The 16,149-nt window shown below is 72.7% G+C and carries 15 protein-coding genes and 1 pseudogene; 11 read left to right on the top strand and 5 right to left on the bottom strand.

Annotation, left to right across the window (positions count from 1 at the left end):
- The 10 genes from Q4V64_RS43290 (at position 1) to Q4V64_RS43245 (ending at position 9,688) form a co-directional block, all read left to right on the top strand.
- Positions 1 to 417, top strand: a complete 417-nt coding sequence (locus tag Q4V64_RS43290) for an ATP synthase subunit C (RefSeq protein WP_124443558.1) — start codon at positions 1 to 3, stop codon at positions 415 to 417.
- Positions 414 to 647 (top strand): hypothetical protein, encoded by a 234-nt coding sequence (locus Q4V64_RS43285; protein ID WP_124443559.1) that lies wholly within the window; start codon positions 414 to 416, stop codon positions 645 to 647. The genes Q4V64_RS43290 and Q4V64_RS43285 overlap by 4 nt, the downstream gene beginning before the upstream one ends.
- Positions 644 to 1,171, top strand: coding sequence for a hypothetical protein (locus Q4V64_RS43280; protein ID WP_124443560.1), 528 nt, complete (start codon positions 644 to 646; stop codon positions 1,169 to 1,171). Before Q4V64_RS43285 ends, Q4V64_RS43280 begins: the two co-directional genes overlap by 4 nt.
- On the top strand, positions 1,168 to 2,931 hold the full coding sequence (locus Q4V64_RS43275) for a V-type ATP synthase subunit A (RefSeq protein WP_253267275.1): 1,764 nt from the start codon (positions 1,168 to 1,170) through the stop codon (positions 2,929 to 2,931). The genes Q4V64_RS43280 and Q4V64_RS43275 overlap by 4 nt, the downstream gene beginning before the upstream one ends.
- Positions 2,928 to 4,331 carry a V-type ATP synthase subunit B gene (locus Q4V64_RS43270; RefSeq protein WP_124443562.1) on the top strand — a complete coding sequence of 468 codons (1,404 nt, stop codon included), beginning with the start codon at positions 2,928 to 2,930 and terminating at the stop codon, positions 4,329 to 4,331. Before Q4V64_RS43275 ends, Q4V64_RS43270 begins: the two co-directional genes overlap by 4 nt.
- Entirely contained in the window at positions 4,328 to 4,939 is a 612-nt protein-coding gene (locus tag Q4V64_RS43265) for a V-type ATP synthase subunit D (protein WP_172629467.1), read from the top strand. The genes Q4V64_RS43270 and Q4V64_RS43265 overlap by 4 nt, the downstream gene beginning before the upstream one ends.
- A gap of 80 nt (positions 4,940 to 5,019) precedes the next feature.
- Positions 5,020 to 6,084, top strand: a complete 1,065-nt coding sequence (locus Q4V64_RS43260; protein WP_124443563.1) for an iron ABC transporter substrate-binding protein — start codon at positions 5,020 to 5,022, stop codon at positions 6,082 to 6,084.
- A gap of 11 nt (positions 6,085 to 6,095) precedes the next feature.
- Positions 6,096 to 7,661 (top strand): iron ABC transporter permease, encoded by a 1,566-nt coding sequence (locus tag Q4V64_RS43255; RefSeq protein WP_253267276.1) that lies wholly within the window; start codon positions 6,096 to 6,098, stop codon positions 7,659 to 7,661.
- A 1-nt stretch (position 7,662) separates the two neighbouring features.
- On the top strand, positions 7,663 to 8,733 hold the full coding sequence (locus Q4V64_RS43250) for an ABC transporter ATP-binding protein (RefSeq protein WP_124443565.1): 1,071 nt from the start codon (positions 7,663 to 7,665) through the stop codon (positions 8,731 to 8,733).
- A 67-nt stretch (positions 8,734 to 8,800) separates the two neighbouring features.
- Positions 8,801 to 9,688, top strand: coding sequence for a universal stress protein (locus Q4V64_RS43245; protein ID WP_124443636.1), 888 nt, complete (start codon positions 8,801 to 8,803; stop codon positions 9,686 to 9,688).
- Positions 9,689 to 9,763: 75 nt separating this feature from the next.
- On the opposite strand, the gene Q4V64_RS43240 is transcribed toward Q4V64_RS43245, so the two are convergent.
- From Q4V64_RS43240 to Q4V64_RS43225, 4 genes are all read right to left on the bottom strand, one after another.
- Positions 9,764 to 10,423 (bottom strand): TrkA family potassium uptake protein, encoded by a 660-nt coding sequence (locus tag Q4V64_RS43240; RefSeq protein ID WP_124443566.1) that lies wholly within the window; start codon positions 10,421 to 10,423, stop codon positions 9,764 to 9,766.
- Positions 10,420 to 11,079, bottom strand: a complete 660-nt coding sequence (locus Q4V64_RS43235) for a TrkA family potassium uptake protein (RefSeq protein WP_124443567.1) — start codon at positions 11,077 to 11,079, stop codon at positions 10,420 to 10,422. The genes Q4V64_RS43240 and Q4V64_RS43235 overlap by 4 nt, the downstream gene beginning before the upstream one ends.
- Positions 11,076 to 13,907 (bottom strand): cation-transporting P-type ATPase, encoded by a 2,832-nt coding sequence (locus Q4V64_RS43230; protein ID WP_253267277.1) that lies wholly within the window; start codon positions 13,905 to 13,907, stop codon positions 11,076 to 11,078. The genes Q4V64_RS43235 and Q4V64_RS43230 overlap by 4 nt, the downstream gene beginning before the upstream one ends.
- A gap of 85 nt (positions 13,908 to 13,992) precedes the next feature.
- On the bottom strand, positions 13,993 to 14,865 hold the full coding sequence (locus tag Q4V64_RS43225; RefSeq protein WP_124443568.1) for a universal stress protein: 873 nt from the start codon (positions 14,863 to 14,865) through the stop codon (positions 13,993 to 13,995).
- 231 nt (positions 14,866 to 15,096) lie between these two features.
- Here Q4V64_RS43225 and Q4V64_RS55655 point away from each other — a divergent pair.
- Positions 15,097 to 15,180, top strand: a pseudogene (locus Q4V64_RS55655) (universal stress protein); the annotation flags it as partial.
- A 51-nt stretch (positions 15,181 to 15,231) separates the two neighbouring features.
- Here the strand turns inward: Q4V64_RS55655 and Q4V64_RS43220 are convergent.
- Positions 15,232 to 16,113 (bottom strand): universal stress protein, encoded by an 882-nt coding sequence (locus tag Q4V64_RS43220; RefSeq protein WP_124443638.1) that lies wholly within the window; start codon positions 16,111 to 16,113, stop codon positions 15,232 to 15,234.
- Between the last annotated feature and the right edge of the window lie 36 nt (positions 16,114 to 16,149).

Raw genomic sequence — 16,149 nt, 5'->3', positions numbered from 1 at the left:
GTGATCGCCTGGTTCCTGGCCCTGCCCGTCATCGTCGCGGGATTCGTCGCCGTACGCCTTGTGCTGCGGCGCTCGGGCCGCACGGCCCTGTGGTGGATGGTCGCCGCCGACGCCGTGCTCCTGGTGGCCGCCACCGTGGTGCTGGCCCTGGCGCTCAGCGGCGGATCCGCGCAGGCCGCGACCACGACGGCACAGGAGTCCGGCTCCGGATCCGCCGCCCTGATCGGCGCCGCGATCGCGGTGGCCGGGGCGACGATCGGGGCGGGCATCGCCGTCGCCTACACCGGTGCGGCAGCCCTCGCGGCGCTCAGCGAGCGGCCAGAGCTCTTCGGCCGGGCGATGGTCATCGTCGGCCTGGCCGAGGGCATCGCCATCTACGGGCTGGTCGTCGCGGTCATCCTCATCGGGAAGGCATGACCATGGGCCGCGTCGCCGCCCTCGGAGAACGCGCCCGTGTGGTCGGTCTGGCCCTGGCCGGAGCGGTCGTCCTCATCGCCGACGGCCCGGACGCCGTACGCCGGATCTGGCGCAGCCTGCCGGACGGCATCGACCTGGTGATCCTCACCCCTGCCGCGGCCGAGGCGCTGGAGTCGGATTCCGCGGCACCCGGAGGCCGCCGCCCACTGACCGCCGTGATGCCGCCATGACGACCCCGGCCCCCGACCAGACGACGGACGCACTGCGGCCCGTCCGGGAAGAGCTGCTGCAGGCCGCTCACGCCGACGCGGAAGCGCTCCTCGCCCGCACCGAGCGGGAGGCCGCCGCCCTGCTCGACCAGGCCCGCGCCGAGGCCCGAGCGATCCTCAACGAGGCCCGCGGGCAGGGCGAGTCCGACGGCGCGGATGCCGCCCGTGACCTCCTCGTCAGGGCCCGGCGGGAGGCCAGGTCCCGCACCCTCGCCGCCCGCCGGGAGTCGTACGACGAGCTGCGCCGCGAGGCCACCGAACGCGTACGGGAGCTACGGGGGACCGATCGCTACGCTTCCCTGCGGGAGCGGCTGGAGCACCGGGCCCGTGTCCTCCTCGGTGCCGGCGCCGATGTGAGCGAGCACGCCGACGGGGGTGTGGTGGCCCGGGTGCCGGGGAGGCGGGTCGACCTCTCGCTGACCGCGCTGGCCGACCGCGCGCTGGACCGTATGGGAGCGGAGGTGCGGAGCCTGTGGGAACCGTGACGGAAGCCGCTGAGACGCGTCGACGGCCGACTGACCGGCAGTCGGCCCCCCGGATCCTGCGCGTCACAGGACCGCTGGTCGAGATGGAGTACACGGGCGGCATCGCGATGTACGACCTGGTCTCGGTCGGCCCCGCCGGGCTGCCCGGCGAGGTCGTGGCCATCAGCGGTGACGTGGTCACCGTCCAGGCGTACGAGTACACCGGCGGCCTCGCTCCGGGGCAGACGGCGCTGCCCCAGGGTCGTCCGCTGTCGGTGCGGCTCGGTCCGGAACTGCTCGGCGGGATCTTCGACGGCCTGCTGCGCCCTCTTTCCGGTGCGGGCGACTGGCTGCTGCCCGGCGCGCAGCGGGCCGCGGCCGAGGAACGCCGCTGGTCCTTCTCCCCCTTGGTGGCGCAGGGCGAGCAGGTGGCCGAGGGACAGGCGCTCGGGGAGATCCAGGACGCTGGGCCGGTGCCGGTGAAGGTCCTCGTGCCGCCCGGCTGCGGGGGCGCGGTCGAGGAGATCGCCAGTGCCGGGGACCATGCGCGCGACGCGGTGGTGGCCGTGGTGGGCGGCACCGAGGTCGCCGTCGGCGCCCTGTGGCCGGTGCGCCGGCCGCGCCCGGTGCGGGAGCGCGTCGACAGCCACAAGGCCCTGAACACCGGCCAGCGGGTGATCGACCTGCTCTTCCCCGTGGCCCGGGGCAGCACGGTGGCGGTGCCCGGCGGCTTCGGCACCGGCAAGACGATGCTCCTGCAGCAGATCGCCAAGTGGTGCGACGCGGACGTCATCGTCTACGTCGGCTGCGGGGAACGCGGCAACGAGATGGCCGACGTCATCACCGAACTGTCGGAGCTCCAGGACCCGCGCACGGGCGGGCACCTCGCGGACCGCACCGTGACGATCGCCAACACCTCCAACATGCCGATGATGGCCCGTGAGGCGAGCGTGTACACGGGGATGACGGTCGCCGAGTACTTCCGGGACATGGGCTTGGACGTGGTCGTCATCGCCGACTCGACCTCTCGGTGGGCCGAGGCGCTGCGCGAGTTCGCCTCCCGCACCGGCGCGCTGCCCGCCGAGGAGGGCTACCCGGCCGGACTTGCCTCCGCCATCGCGGCCTTCTACGAGCGGGCCGCCGCCGTGACCACTCTCGGCGGCGACCGGGGATCGGTGACCGTGATCGGCGCGGTGTCCCCGCCCGGCGGAGACATGACCGAACCGGTCACCGCGCACACCGAACGCTTCGTCCGCTGCCTGTGGACCCTCGACCGCGACCTGGCCTACGCCCGCCACTACCCGGCCGTCTCCTGGGCGGGGTCCTTCTCCCGGGACGTACCCGTCCTCGCCGCCGGACACCGGGCAGCCGACGATCCGACATGGACCCGGCGCCGCGACCGGGTGGGAGCGGTGCTGGCGGAGGCCGACCGGCTCGCCGACCTGGTGGACCTGATCGGCATCGCCGCCCTGCCCGCACGGGAGCGCATCAGCGTGCTGGCCGGGAGGCTGGCCCGGGAGGGCGTACTGCAGCAGAGCGCGCTGTCGGAGCGGGACGCCTACTGCGGGCCGGCGAAGACGGCCGCCCTGGCCGACGCCGTCCTCTCGGTCGCCGACCGCTGCCACGAACTGGTGGACTCCGGTGTCCCTGCGGCCTCCGTCGAGGAGGTCGACTTCGGCCCGCTGGTGCGCGCCCGCGAGGACACCGGCCCGCAGGACACCGCCGGAGTGGCGGCGCGGCGAGACGCCATGCTCGCCAGGTTGGGGGACGTGCGGCCATGAGCCTGACCAGTGGGATCGAGTACACGGCGGTGCGTGAACTCCGGGGACCACTCGCGATCGTCGCAGGCGTCTCGGGGATCGGCTGGGACGAGTACGTACGCATCACCCTCACGTCGGGCGAACGGCGCCACGGGGTGGTCCTGGACGCCGACCGCGACCTGGCGGTCGTCCAGGTGCTGGAGGGCACCGCGGGCATGGACCCGGAGGGCATCCGCGCGGCCTTCTCCGGCAGCCCTCTGCGCGTCCCTGTAGGAACGGATTGGCTCGGCCGGGTCTGCAACGGCCGGGGCGAGCCCCTCGACGGCGGCCCGCCCGTATTCGGCTCCCACGACGCCGAGGTGGGGGGCGCTCCCATCAATCCGGTGCGGCGCGAGCCGCCGTCCGAGCCGGTGCTCACCGGTGTCGGGGCCGTCGATGCCCTGACCACGCTGGTACGGGGACAGAAGCTACCGGTGTTCTCCGTCGCCGGGCTGCCGCACCTGGAACTGGCCGCCCAGATCGCCGCCCAGGCCACGGTCGCGGGTGAGGCGTTCAGCGTCGTCTTCGCGGGCATGGGACTGACCCACGCCGACGCCTCCTTCGTGCGCGACGCCCTGGAGGAACGGTCCGCGGCCGGAGAACTCGTCCTGCTGCTGAACACCGCCGACGACCCGGTGATCGAACGGATCCTCACCCCGCGCATCGCCCTCACCGTCGCCGAGCACCTCGCCTTCGATGAGGGACGGCACGTCCTCGTGGTGATGACCGACATGACGACGTACGCCGAAGCCCTGCGCGAGGTCTCCGCAGCCCGCGGGGAGATCCCCGCCCGCCGCGCCTACCCCGGCTACCTCTACAGCGACCTGGCTTCCCTGTACGAACGCTGCGGACGCATCAAAGGCCGTCCCGGCTCGGTCACCGTGCTGCCGGTGCTCACCATGCCCGCGGGCGACATCACCCACCCCGTACCGGACCTGACCGGGTACATCACCGAGGGCCAGATCGTGCTCTCGCCCTCAGTACACGCCAGGGGCGTGTATCCGCCGCTGGACGCCCTGTCCTCCCTCTCCCGGCTGATGCGCAAGGGCGCCGGCCCCGGACGTACCCGCGACGACCACCTCGACGTCGCGGCGCAACTGCTGGCCTCCTTGGCCCGGGCCCGCCAGATTCGCGATCTCGCGGACCTGGTCGGCCAGGCGGCGCTGAGCCCCACCGACCGCCACTACCTGGACTTCGAGGAGGCGTTCCTGCGGGACTTCGCCGACCAGCGCAGCGACGAACCGCGCGACCTCGACACCTCGCTGGAACGCGGCTGGCGGGCGCTGCTCACCCTGCCCCGCAGCCAGCTCTCCATGCTTCCCGTGCGGCTCCTCGACGCCCACGGGGCGAAGGACGCCCCGGGCACGGAGGCGTCCCGATGACCGGCGCCCGCCATACGCCGCCCGGCCGTGCGGGACGCCTGCGGCTGCGGCACAGCCTCGACGTCGCCGAGCGCGGAGCCGACCTGCTGGAGCAGAAGCTGCGCATCCTTCGCTCCGAGCACCAACGACTGCTGCGCGCGGAGCAGGAAGCCGCCCGCGCCTGGCGGGACCTGCTGTCCGAGGCCGAGAGCTGGCTGCTGCGCGGACTGCTCCTGGGCGGGGAACAGGCCCTCGACTCGGCCGCCGCGGGCATCGGCCCCACCGAGGTCACGGTGCACTGGACCACCTCCATGGGGGTACGCCATCCGGCGGCGGTCTCCACGTCCGTACCCTCCCGTCCGCCCACCGCCGCCGCGCCCACCAACACGGCCCTCGTGCACGCCGAGGCGGCCTACGGCCGTGCCGTGCGCGCCGCCGCCGAGTACGCGGCGGCCCACGCCGCCGCCGAGTCGGTGGGCGCGGAAGTCATCAGCACACGGCACCGGGCCCGTGCTCTGCGGCGACACTGGATCCCCCGCCTGCGGGAGGCACTCCACCAGAGCGACCTGGCCTTGGAGCAGGCCGAGCACGAGGACAGCGTCCGGCGGCGCTGGGCTGTCCGGCACTAGCCACGAGATGTCCGCATAAAAGCCGAAATAGAGTAAAGTTAGCCTGTCCTAAGTTAGGTCGGGCTTCAGGGAGACGACCGGTGAGTGACCACACGCGTACCAGCCCGAGAGTCGCCGCCTCGGTCGCCATCGGCAGTCTGCTGACGCTGAGCCTTGCGGCCTGCGGCGGAGAGAGTCAGGGAGCGCAGCCGGTCGGCCAGGCTTCCGACAAAGTGATCACGGTGTACAGCGGCCGGAGCAGGCCCTTGGTCAGGCCGGTGCTGGACGGTTTCGAGAAGGTCAGCGGCATCACCGTCGAGGTGCGCTACGGCGATACGGCCGCCATGGCCGCGCAGTTGCAGGAAGAGGGCAGCCGAACGCCTGCGGACGTCTTCCTCGCGCAGGATGCCGGGGCTTTGGGCGCGCTGGCCGGGGAGGATCTGTTCGCCGCGCTGCCGGACGAGGTGCTGGACAAGGTACCGGCCGCCTACCGGGACGAGGACGGACAGTGGGTGGGGGTGACCGGCCGTTCGCGCACCATGGTCTACAACGTCGACCAGGTGGCCGAGGACGACCTGCCGGAGTCGGTGTTCGAGCTGACCGAGCCGGAGTGGAAGGGAAAGGTGGGCATCGCGCCGACCAACGGCTCGTTCCAGGCGTTCATCACCGCGATGCGGGCCGAGCACGGCGACGAGCGGACCCAGGACTTCCTGGACGGTCTGAAGGCCAACGACGCGCAGATCAGAGAGGGCAACGCTCCCATCGTCGCCGACGTCGACAGAGGCAGGCTCGCCACGGGGCTGGTCAACCACTACTACGTGTATGAGCTGGCCAAGGAGAAGGGCACCTCCGTCGACGCGCTCAAGGCGAAGAATTACTTCTTCCCGGACGGGGACATCGGCGCCCTGGTCAACGTCTCCGGCGTCGGCGTCATGGAAGGGGCAGGCGACGATCCCGACGCCCGGGACCTCGTCGACTACCTGCTCGGCAGGCAGGCACAGACCTACTTCGCCCAGGAGACGTACGAGTATCCGCTGGTGGCTGGTGTGTCCAGTGCGCGGGGCCTGCCGCAGCTGTCCTCGCTGAACACCCCGGACATCGACCTCAACGACCTCGACGACCTCCAGACGACGGTCGAGATGATCAGGGAATCGGGGCTGGCCTGACCATGGCATCGGTGGCCGTCGTGCGCCGCCGGGTACGGCGACTGATGCCACGCCCGGCGCTGGCGGTTGCCGCGGTGGCCTCAGTCGCGGTGGCGCTGATCCCGCTGACGTATCTGGGGGTGCGGGTCGGTGACGCGGGCTGGGCCCGCATCAGCGAGGAGTTGTTCAGGGCGCGGACCGGGGAACTCGCGGCGCGGAGTTTGGCGCTGGCCGGGGTCGTGACCACGGCGTGTACGGCGCTCGGCGTGGCCTCGGCGTTCCTCGTCACGCGCACCGACCTGCCGGCGCGGCGGCTGTTCGGGGTGCTCGCCACGCTGCCGTTGGCGGTGCCCAGCTATGTGGCGGCCTTCGCCTGGGTCTCCACGGTGGAGGGGTTCGAGGGGTTCTGGGCGGCCGCGCTGGTCCTGACGCTGGTGTCGTATCCGTACGTCTTCCTCCCGGTCGCCGCTGCGCTGACGAGCGCCGACCCGGCACAGGAGGAGGTGGCCCGGTCCCTGGGGAGCGGGCCGTGGCGCACCTTCATCACGGTGACACTGCGCCAGATCCGGCCCGCGGTGGCGGCGGGGGCGCTGCTGGTGGCGCTGTATGTGCTCTCCGACTTCGGTGCGGTCTCTGTCCTGCGGGCGGATGTCTTCACCAGGGCCGTCTTCACCTCCATCAGCCTCGGTTTCGACCGCACCGTTGCGCTGGTGCTGGCCACCGTGCTGGTCGCACTGACCGTGCTCATCGTCTCGGGCGAGCAGCTGACCCGACGGTGTGCCGCCCGCTACGCCCGCCTCGGCGGCGCGGGCCGCCCACCAGCGCGGCTGCGCCTGGGCCGCCTGCGGTGGCTTGTCGTACCCGGCCTGGTCGGCATGGCGGGGCTGGCGCTCGGCGTCCCTGCGGCGAGCCTCGCGCGATGGTTCGGCGAGGGTGTCTCCCGGCCCGGTTCACTGACCGGACTGGCGACGGCGGCGGGTAACTCGCTCACCGTCTCCGCCGCCGGTGCGGGCCTGACCCTGCTGCTCGCCCTGCCTCTGGGACTGCTGGGCGCCCGCGCACCCGGCACCGTCGCCGCCGTCCTGGACCGCCTGGCCTACCTCTCGCACGCGCTGCCCGGCCTGGTCATCGGCCTCTCGCTGGTGTTCTTCGGGATCAACGTGGCCTACCCGCTCTACCAGAGCGTCTGGCTGCTCGCCCTGGCCTACGCGGCGCTCTTCCTCCCGCTGGCCGTCGCAGCGGTCGGCAGCGCCGCGCTGCAGGCCCCGCCGGCGCTGGAGGAGGTGGCCCGCTCGCTCGGCCGCCGCAGATCGCACGTACTGCGCACGGTCACCGTGCCACTGGCCGCGCCCGGAATCGGCGCCGGCGCGGTCCTGGTCTTCCTCACCTGCATGAAAGAGCTGCCCGCCACCCTGCTGCTGCGGCCGACCGGGATGGACACCCTCGCCACCGAGCTGTGGAGCCGGACATCGGTATCCGCCTACGCGGCCGCCGCGCCCTACGCCGCGCTGCTGGTGCTGCTGGCCGCGGTACCGACCTGGTGGCTGTCGGCCCGTACCGGCGTCCTCACCCAGGCGGTTCAGGGAGGAGGAAGCTGACATGGCGGAGCTGCGCGTCACCGCGGTGCACAAGTCCTTCGGCGACGTGCGGGCGCTGCGGGGCGTGGACCTCACGGTCCGCTCCGGGACGCTGACCGCGGTCCTCGGCCCCTCCGGCAGCGGCAAGACCACGCTGCTGCGCTGCGTCGCCGGATTCGAAGCCGTGGACGCCGGGGAGATCCGGCTCGACGGCCACCGGATCGCCGCCCCCGGCCGCACCGTGCCGCCGGAGCGGCGGCGTATCGCGGTGGTCCCGCAAGAGGGCGCGCTCTTCCCTCACCTGACGGTGCGCGGCAATGTCGCCTACGGGCTCGACCGGCACAGCCGACGGACCGGACGGGTCGAGACCGTGCTGGCGCTGGTGGGCCTCGCCGGATTCGAGCGCCGGATGCCGCACCACCTCTCCGGCGGCCAGCAGCAACGCGTCGCCGTCGCCCGGGCCCTCGCCCCACACCCACCTGTCGTCCTGCTGGACGAGCCGTTCAGCGCCCTGGACGCCGCCCTGCGCGCCGAGGTGCGCCAGGACGTACGCGGCGCCCTGCGCGCCGACGGCGCGACGGCCGTCCTCGTCACGCACGACCAGGCCGAGGCCCTGTCGATCGCCGACGAGGTCGCCGTCATGCACGACGGCCGGATCGTGCAGAGCGGCCCTCCGGACCTGGTCTACAGTGCGCCCGCCGACCCCTGGGTGGCCGGCTTCGTCGGCGAAGCCGTCTGGTTGCCCGCCGAGATGACCGGCGACGGGGCCCGTACACCGCTCGGCCCCCTGCCGGTCGTCACTTCGGACGGCCGTCCGCCGTCCGCTCCCGGACGGGTATTGCTGCGCCCCGAGCAGATCGAGGTCGTCCCGGCCGGTACTGCGGCAGTGATCACCGCGACCGTCGTACGCCGTGACTTCCAGGGCCACGACGCCCTGCTCGCGCTGCGGCTGGCGGACGGAACACCGGTTTCCGCCCGGATCTTCAACCCAGCCTCGGTCCCCCACGTCCCCGGCAGTGAGGTCGGCCTGCGCGTGCGCGGCGCCGCCCGGGCCTTCCCCACACGGTGCCCCGCGGTGGCCACTCGTTCCTGAGGCGGCGGAGCGTGGCGGGGGTGAACCTGAAGGTGAGAGGTGACGGCGTCGGTGCGAGGGAGGCATGGTGACTGGTCTCGTGGTCGTGGGCGTGGACGGTTCGGCGTCGAGTCTTGCCGCGGTGGAGGTCGCCGCGCGGGAGGCGCTGTTGCGCGGGGCGGGGCTGCGGGTGGTGCATGCGTTCGTCTGGCCTGCGATGCATGTGCCGTTGGGACCGTCGCCGCTGGGACCGCCGGAGGGCGGGTTGCAGAACATGGTCGATCGCCTGGTGGCCGAGGCGGTGGAGCGGGCGCGGGCGGTGGCGCCGGAGGTCGAGGTCGGTCATGTCGTGTTGACCGGTGAGCCGTTGACCATTCTGGAGGCGCAGTCGCGTGCCGCGGAGCTGGTGGTGGTCGGATCCCGGGGCATGGGCGGGTTCGTCGGGCTGCTGGTGGGGTCGACGGCGGTGCATCTGGCGGCGCACGGCCGGTGTCCGGTGCTGGTCGTCGGCGAGCAGCCGCACGCCGACGGTCCGATCGTGCTGGGCGTCGACGGCTCGGCCGCAGGACAGAAGGCCGTCGATTTTGCCTTCGCCGAGGCCGCCCTGCGGAATGCGCCGTTGGTGGCGCTGCACACCTGGACCACCTGGAACGCGCCGATGCCCGCCCCGCAGGATCCGTCGATGCCGTACGCGAACCCGCCGGGAGCACTGGCCGAGGAGGAGGAGCGGTTGCTGGCCGAGGCGCTCGCCGGCCGTCAGGAGCGCTACCCGGGTGTTGTGGTGGAACACAGAGTGGTGCACGGCGGGACGCGGGAGGCGTTGATCGAGGCGAGCCGCTCCGCTCAGCTGGTGGTGGTCGGTGCGCGGGGGCGCGGTGGTTTCGCCGGGTTGCTTCTGGGCTCGGTCAGCCAGGCCCTGCTGTATCACGCGCACTGTCCGGTCGCGGTGGTGCGGGGAGCGGGAGAGCGCCACTGAGACGCCTGTCGCGCGGTCCGGCACCCGGCCTCGCCACAGTGGCGGGCAGCCTGGCGTGCCCGGCATCGGGGCGGTTCACTGGAACGCCGCGTGGATCTCCTGTTCGGTCGCGGAATGGGAAACGAGCAGGAGCTCGTCCCCGGCCCGCAGGCGGATCGCCGGATCCGGCACGGTGGGCTGTCCGTCACGGACGATCGTTGCGACAACCGTCCCTTCGGGCAGTCTGACCTCGCCCAGAGCCTGGCCCACCGCTCTGGACTGGGGCGTGATGGCCGTTTCGATGACGTCGACGCCGGCCTTGCTGAGCCGCAGCAGGGCGACCGTGTCGGTGGCCCCGGTGGCCTCTTCGATGAGGGAGATCAGCGGGGTGGCGGCGGGTACGGCGACGTCGACGCCCCAGCGCGCGTCGAACAGCCAGGCGTTTTCGGCGTCGTTGACGCGGGCGGCCACGCGGGGCACCGAGAACTGCCGTTTGGCGAGCAGGCTGATGACGAGGTTGTCCTCGTCGTCACCGGTCGTGGCGATGACCAAGTCGGCGGTCAGCGCACCGGCGTGTTCCAGGAGGGCCGGTTCGCACGCGTCGCCGGCGACCAGCAGCACGCCCGGGATGCGGCCCTGAAGTTCGGCCACGCGGTCGTCGTCGCTGTCGATCAGCGTGACCTTGTTGCGGGCCGCGGAGAGCACCTGGGCGATCTGGGTGCCGAGGCGTCCCGCGCCGGCGATGAGCACGTTCACGTTCCCAGCTCCTTGTCGAGAAAGCCGCGCAGCCTGCCGAGCGCGGTGGCGGCGACGGCGAAGGTGACCAGGTCGCCTGCCTGCGCCTGCGTGCTGTGCGCGGGGATGAGGGAACGGCCCGCGCGCGTGACCTCGACGACGCGGATCTCGCCGTCGACGTCGAACTCGGTCAGCCGCCGACCGACGAGGTAGTCGGGCAGATCGGAGCGGATGAGCAGGGTCTCTCCGTTGCCGAAGCTGAGTTCGGGGCTCAGGTGGCGGTGCAGCAGCAGCAGGTGGATCTGGTGCACGGTCCAGCGGACGCTGGCGATGGTGGGGATGCCGAGTTCGCGGTAGATGTCGGCACGCCGGGGATCGTAGATGCGGGCGAGGACGATCGGCACCCGGTAGGTCTCCTTCGCCGTCCGTGCGCTGACGATGTTGCTGTTGTCGCCCGACGTGACGGCCACGAACGCGTCCGCGTGCTCGATCCCGGCGGTCTGGAGCACCGCGCGGCTGTAGCCGTTGCCCTCGTGGAAGCGGATACGAGGGCTGTCGGGCAGCCGCCGGGCCGCTTTGGGACGCCGGTCGACGACCCGCACGTCGTGCCCTTCCGCAGCGAGTAGACCAGCGAGGGTGGAGCCCACCCGTCCGCAGCCGACGACGATCACCTTCACCGTGGGCCTCCCTTCGGGCGGGCGGCGCGTCGGCGCAGCCACGCCTTGCGGGCTTCGTCCGCGAGCAGGGGCAGGGTGCCGAGCCCGGCCAGGACCGCCCAGTCGGCGGCGTCGAGCGGGGCGGTGTTGAAGACGGCCTGCAGGGGCGGCAGATAGCTGATCCCGACCATGAAGGCGACACCGAATCCGCCTGCCGCCAGCAGGGCCGGATTGGACAGCAGTCCCACTTTCAGGATGCTCTGGCGGTCGCTGCGCACGGTGAGCGCGTTGAAGAACTGGCTGAGCACGATCCCGGCCTGGACCATGGTGATCGCCTCCTGGTAGGCGAGGGTGTCCTCGGTGAAGTCGTCGAACGGGATGCCCGCGGAACCGACGTGCCAGAAGAAGACGGCGCTCACGCAGGCCGCCTGGATCCCGCCGAGGAACAGGGTCCGTCCCACCACTGCGGCTGAGAACAGCCGCTCGTGGCGGGAGCGCGGCGGGCGCTCCATCACGTCGGGCTCCGGCGGCTCCGCCCCCAGGGCCAGGGCGGGCAGCACATCGGATCCCAGGTCGATCGCCAGGATCTGCACCGCGCTGATGGGTACCAGCGGGAATCCGGCGAAGGTCGCCGCCAGGATCGGGACCAGCTCCCCGATGTTGTGGCTGAAGAGGTAGACGAGGAACTTGCGGATGTTCTGGTAGACCGCCCGGCCGAGCCGCACCGCCGCTGCGATGGACGCGAACGAGTCGTCCAGCAACACCATCGAGGCCGCCTCCCGGGCGACGTCGGTGCCCGACGCGCCCATCGCCACGCCGATGTCCGCGTGCTTGAGCGCCGGGGCGTCGTTCGCGCCGTCCCCGGTGACCGCCACCACCTCGCCTCTCCGCTGGAAGGCGGTGACCACGCGCATCTTGTGCTCCGGGCTGACCCGGCACAGCAGCAGCTCGGACGGCTCGGCGAGAAGCGAGTCGAGCGCCTCGTCGTCCATCGCGTCGAGCCGGGCGCCCGTCACCACGACCGGATCCGGCCGCCGTACGATGCCCACCCGGCGGGCCACGGCCTCCCCTGTCAGCGGGTGGTCGCCGGTGACCATGACGACCCGGATACCGGCCCGGCGGCAGGCGGCGACCGCGTCGGTGACCTCCGGACGCGGCGGGTCCAGCATGCCGACCAGCCCCAGCAGCGTCAGCGCCGACTCGGCCTCCTCCTGCGCCGGGCGGGGCCCGTCCAGCGCCCGCCGCGCGACGGCCAGCACCCGCAACCCCTGGGACGCCAGCGCGTCACCCGCCGCGACGACCGCCGCCCGGTCCGCCCCGGTCAGCAGCCCACGCCGCCCGTCCCACTCCACGTCGGTGCACCGCGCCAGCAGCTCTCCGGGCGCTCCCTTGACGCACGCCTGGTAGTCCTCGCCGGTCTTGTGCACCGTGGTCATGAGCTTGCGGTCCGAGTCGAAGGGGAACTCCGTCACCCGCGGCGCCGCCGCCTCCTCCGCGCCCAGATCCAGACCGGCCTTGGCCGCGACGACGAGCAGGGCTCCCTCCGTGGTGTCGCCGAGCACCCGCCAGTGCTCCCGAGGGCCCGTAGGTGGAACAAGCCGGGCGTTGCAGCACAGGCCCGCCACCCGCAGCAGCTCGCGCACCGGCGAGGCGTCGGCGACCTCGCCGCTCGGCTCGTACCCCACACCGCTCACCGGGTGCGGCGCACCTCCCGCCCACACTTGTGTGACGGTCATCTCCGCCTGGGTGAGCGTCCCGGTCTTGTCGGTGCACACGACCGTGGTCGACCCGAGCGCCTCCACTGCCAGTAGTTGTTTGATCAGGGCGTGGCGGCGTGCCATCCGCCGTACGCCGATCGCCAGCGACACCGACAGCGTGGCGGGCAGCCCTTCCGGTACCAGCGCCACCATCACACCCAGTGCGAACACGAACAGGGTCACCGCGGACTCGCCGGTGGGCAGTCGCACGGCGAACATCAGGGCGCCGATCGCCAGGGCGGTCCCCGCCACCCGCCGTGCCATGGAAGCGACCTGTAGCTGCAGCGGGGTCTTCTGCCGCGGGGCGGCCGCGGCCAGCCGGTAGATCCGCCCGAACTCGGTCGCCGCGCCGGTGGCGAAGGCCACGGCCCTCCCGGATCCGGCGACTACGTCGGTCCCCATGAACACGCAGTTGCGGGCCTCCAACGGAGGTCCGGCGGCCACCGGGTCGGCCGTGCGGCCCACGGCGTTGCTCTCCCCGGTCAGTGGCGCGTTGTTCACGGCCAGCTCGTGCGCCTCCACCACCCGGCAGTCCGCCGACACCGCGTCCCCGGCCTCCAGCACCACCACGTCGCCCGGCACCAGCTCCCGGGCGGGCAGCTCCAGCCGTTCACCGCCGCGCAGCACCCGGCAGGTGTGGGGCACCATCGCCTCCAGGGCCTGAGCCGTTCGTTCGGCCGAGTACTCCTGGGCGAAGCCGATGGCGGCGTTCAGGACCACGACGCCCAGGATCGCCACCGCAAGCTGGAAGGTGCCGATGTCACGCGGTTCCTCCAGCGCGTATGCCACGAAGGTGATCCCCGAAGCGACGATCAGCACCACCGCGAAGAGATCCGTGAACTGCGCCCCCAACTGCCGCCACACGGCGCGGCGCCCCGCGCGCGGCAGTTCGTTGGACCCGTACTTCTCCAGCCTGGCCCGTGCCTGAGCCCTCGGCAGGCCGCGCCGTGAGGTGCCCAGCGCGGAGAAGACCTCACCGGCGGGGAGTTCCGGTACCGCAGGACACGTGCTGGAACCGGACGTGGCACCGACCGTCTCGTCCCTCCCTCCGTCCGGTACCAGCGGGTCCGTGCTCGCCTGTTCGCCGCTCATCACCGGCGGCGCTCTCTCGTCGGGTGACGGGCCGACGGGCAAGGACAGGGCCGTCCGGGAGACGGGTCCAGGGCCGTTCGCTGCCTCACGCCGGGACCGTGATAACGGGGCAGCGGGCGTGGTGCAGCACTCCCTGGCTTACCGAGCCCAGCAGCATGCCGGTGAACCCTCCGTGCCCCCGGGTTCCCACGACCAGGCCCAGGGCGTGTTCCGAGGCTTCCGTCAGGACCTGCACCGGGTGTCCGCGGACGACCTCGTGGTGCAGCTCCACCTCCGGGTGCGTCGCGGTGCGGCCCGCGACCGTCTCCGAGAGCACCCGGCGGCACTCCCGCACCGCGGCTTCCTCATCGAGGACACCGAGGAGCGGCGGATGCCACACGTACAGGGCCCGCAGGAGCGCTCCGCGCAGGGCCGCCTCCTCGAACGCCACATCCACCGCCGCGGCCGAATGCGGGCTGCCGTCGACGCCGACCACGAAGTACGCGGGCTGCTGGGTGACGTGCTCCGGCTCCGGCACGACCGCGACCGGGCAGGGAGCGTGGGCGGTGAGCGGGAGGGCCACGGAGGCGGAGGAGAACATCTCGCGCCGACTGCTCAGGTGCCAGGAGCCCACCACGACCAGGGCGGCGCCCCGAGCCTCCTCGCGCAGGACCCACGCCGGCTCTCCTTCCGCCAGCAGCGTCGACACCTCCACCGCCGGGCGCCGGGACTCGACGAAGGCGACCGCCTCCTTGAGCACCTGATCACCCAGGCCGTGCAGCGCCCGGTTCCACTCCTCCCAGGACGGCCTGGCCTCCCCCGACCGGTATCCGCCGGTCGGCACACCCTGGGCGTGGACGAGCCGCAGCGGCAGGTGACGTCGATCCGCCTCGTCGGCGGCCCAGGCGAGGGCCAGCCGCTTCGAAGGGTCCGGGTCGACGCCCACCACGATCGGCCGACGCCCGTCCGCACCAGTCATGGCACCTCCAGGGGATCTCGCCGCCGCCCGTCCGTTCACTGTCCTTCCAGCCTCACCCCTGCCGCCGGGTGCCGCCACGCCACGGCTGCGCGGGCGCGTGGCCTGTTGGCTGGTCTGTTTCCACCGCACGATGCCGGGTGCCGCAGGCTGGTGAAGGCTGGAAGGGAGGCGGCGGTGCACCCGTGCCGGCCGACCCCTGCGGCGGTCAGGACCGGCCGCCAGGTGAGAAGGCTGCTCGGGTCGGTCAGCCAGGCCCTGCTGCATCACGCGCACTGCCCCGACGCCGTAGTACGTGGCGGAAGCCAGGAGGGCTGACAGGGGCAGAACCCGTGGGTGACGCCTGCGCGGCTCCCGACGCCGCAGCGCTCAAACGTGCTGCGGCACGACCGCCACAGGGCATTGGGCGTGGTGCAGGAGTGTGTGGGCCACCCGGCCGAGCTGGAGCCCGAAGTGGTCCTGCCGTCGCCGCGCTCCGACGATCACCAGGTCGGCCGCGGCCGAGCGGTCCACCAGCACCTTGCGGGCCGGGCCCTCCACCGTCGTACGGCGCACCCGCACGTCCGGACGCTCGGCGACCGGGTCGTGGATCAGCTCGTCCAGCTGGGCGCGGGCCCGTTCCTCGTGGTACTGGGCGGGTGCCTCGGCGAGCGCCGCCACATCGGCGGTTTCGTGCGCGGGGCAGCGCCAGGCCCGGACAACGTCGAGGGTGCACCCGCGCACCTCGGCCTCACGGAGGGCGAACCGCGCCGCTTCCCCGCCGGTGGCGGGGTCCCCGACACCGAGGAGGATCCGCTCGTGAGCACCGGCCAGGCCGGCCTTGTCGCCCCGGACCACGATCACCGGGCAGTGCGCGCGGGCCGCGACGGCCAGACCGACGGAACCGAGCAGGAGTCCCTTCAGCTCGCCACGGCCCCGCGAACCGGTGACCAGGACGGAGGCGTTGTTGCTCTCCCGCAATAGCGCGTCCGCGGCTTCGGCCGGGAGGACGTCGGTGGACACCTTCAGGTCTGGGTTGCGCCGCCGGGCGCGCTCCGCCGCGGAGGCGACGATGTGGTCGGCCATCACCTGCTCCGACGGGCGTTCCGTACTGACCGACGGGGTGATGCCCTCATAGCGCTCCCAGAGGGAGGCGTACACCAGCCGCAGCGAAAGACCGTGCCGGGCGGCCTCGTCCACCGCCCAGTCGAGCGCCACCAGGCAACCGTCCGATCCGTCCACGCCCACGACCAGGGGCAGTTCCAGCCTCATCGTTCCCACCACCTCACTGTCGGGCAGTCTCCAGGT

It is taken from the genome of Streptomyces sp. NL15-2K, assembly GCF_030551255.1.
Lineage (GTDB): Bacteria > Actinomycetota > Actinomycetes > Streptomycetales > Streptomycetaceae > Streptomyces.
This window is presented reverse-complemented; position numbering and strand designations above follow the sequence as displayed.

Excerpts from the sequence above, each read along its gene's own strand:
- Q4V64_RS43280 (WP_124443560.1), top strand. The coding sequence starts at position 644 with ATGACGACCCCGGCCCCCGACCAGACGACGGACGCACTGCGGCCCGTC.
- Q4V64_RS43250 (WP_124443565.1), top strand. The coding sequence starts at position 7,663 with ATGGCGGAGCTGCGCGTCACCGCGGTGCACAAGTCCTTCGGCGACGTG.
- Q4V64_RS43230 (WP_253267277.1), bottom strand. The coding sequence starts at position 13,907 with ATGAGCGGCGAACAGGCGAGCACGGACCCGCTGGTACCGGACGGAGGG.
- Q4V64_RS43225 (WP_124443568.1), bottom strand. The coding sequence starts at position 14,865 with ATGACTGGTGCGGACGGGCGTCGGCCGATCGTGGTGGGCGTCGACCCG.
- Q4V64_RS43270 (WP_124443562.1), top strand. The coding sequence starts at position 2,928 with ATGAGCCTGACCAGTGGGATCGAGTACACGGCGGTGCGTGAACTCCGG.
- Q4V64_RS43220 (WP_124443638.1), bottom strand. The coding sequence starts at position 16,113 with ATGAGGCTGGAACTGCCCCTGGTCGTGGGCGTGGACGGATCGGACGGT.
- Q4V64_RS43265 (WP_172629467.1), top strand. The coding sequence starts at position 4,328 with ATGACCGGCGCCCGCCATACGCCGCCCGGCCGTGCGGGACGCCTGCGG.
- Q4V64_RS43285 (WP_124443559.1), top strand. The coding sequence starts at position 414 with ATGACCATGGGCCGCGTCGCCGCCCTCGGAGAACGCGCCCGTGTGGTC.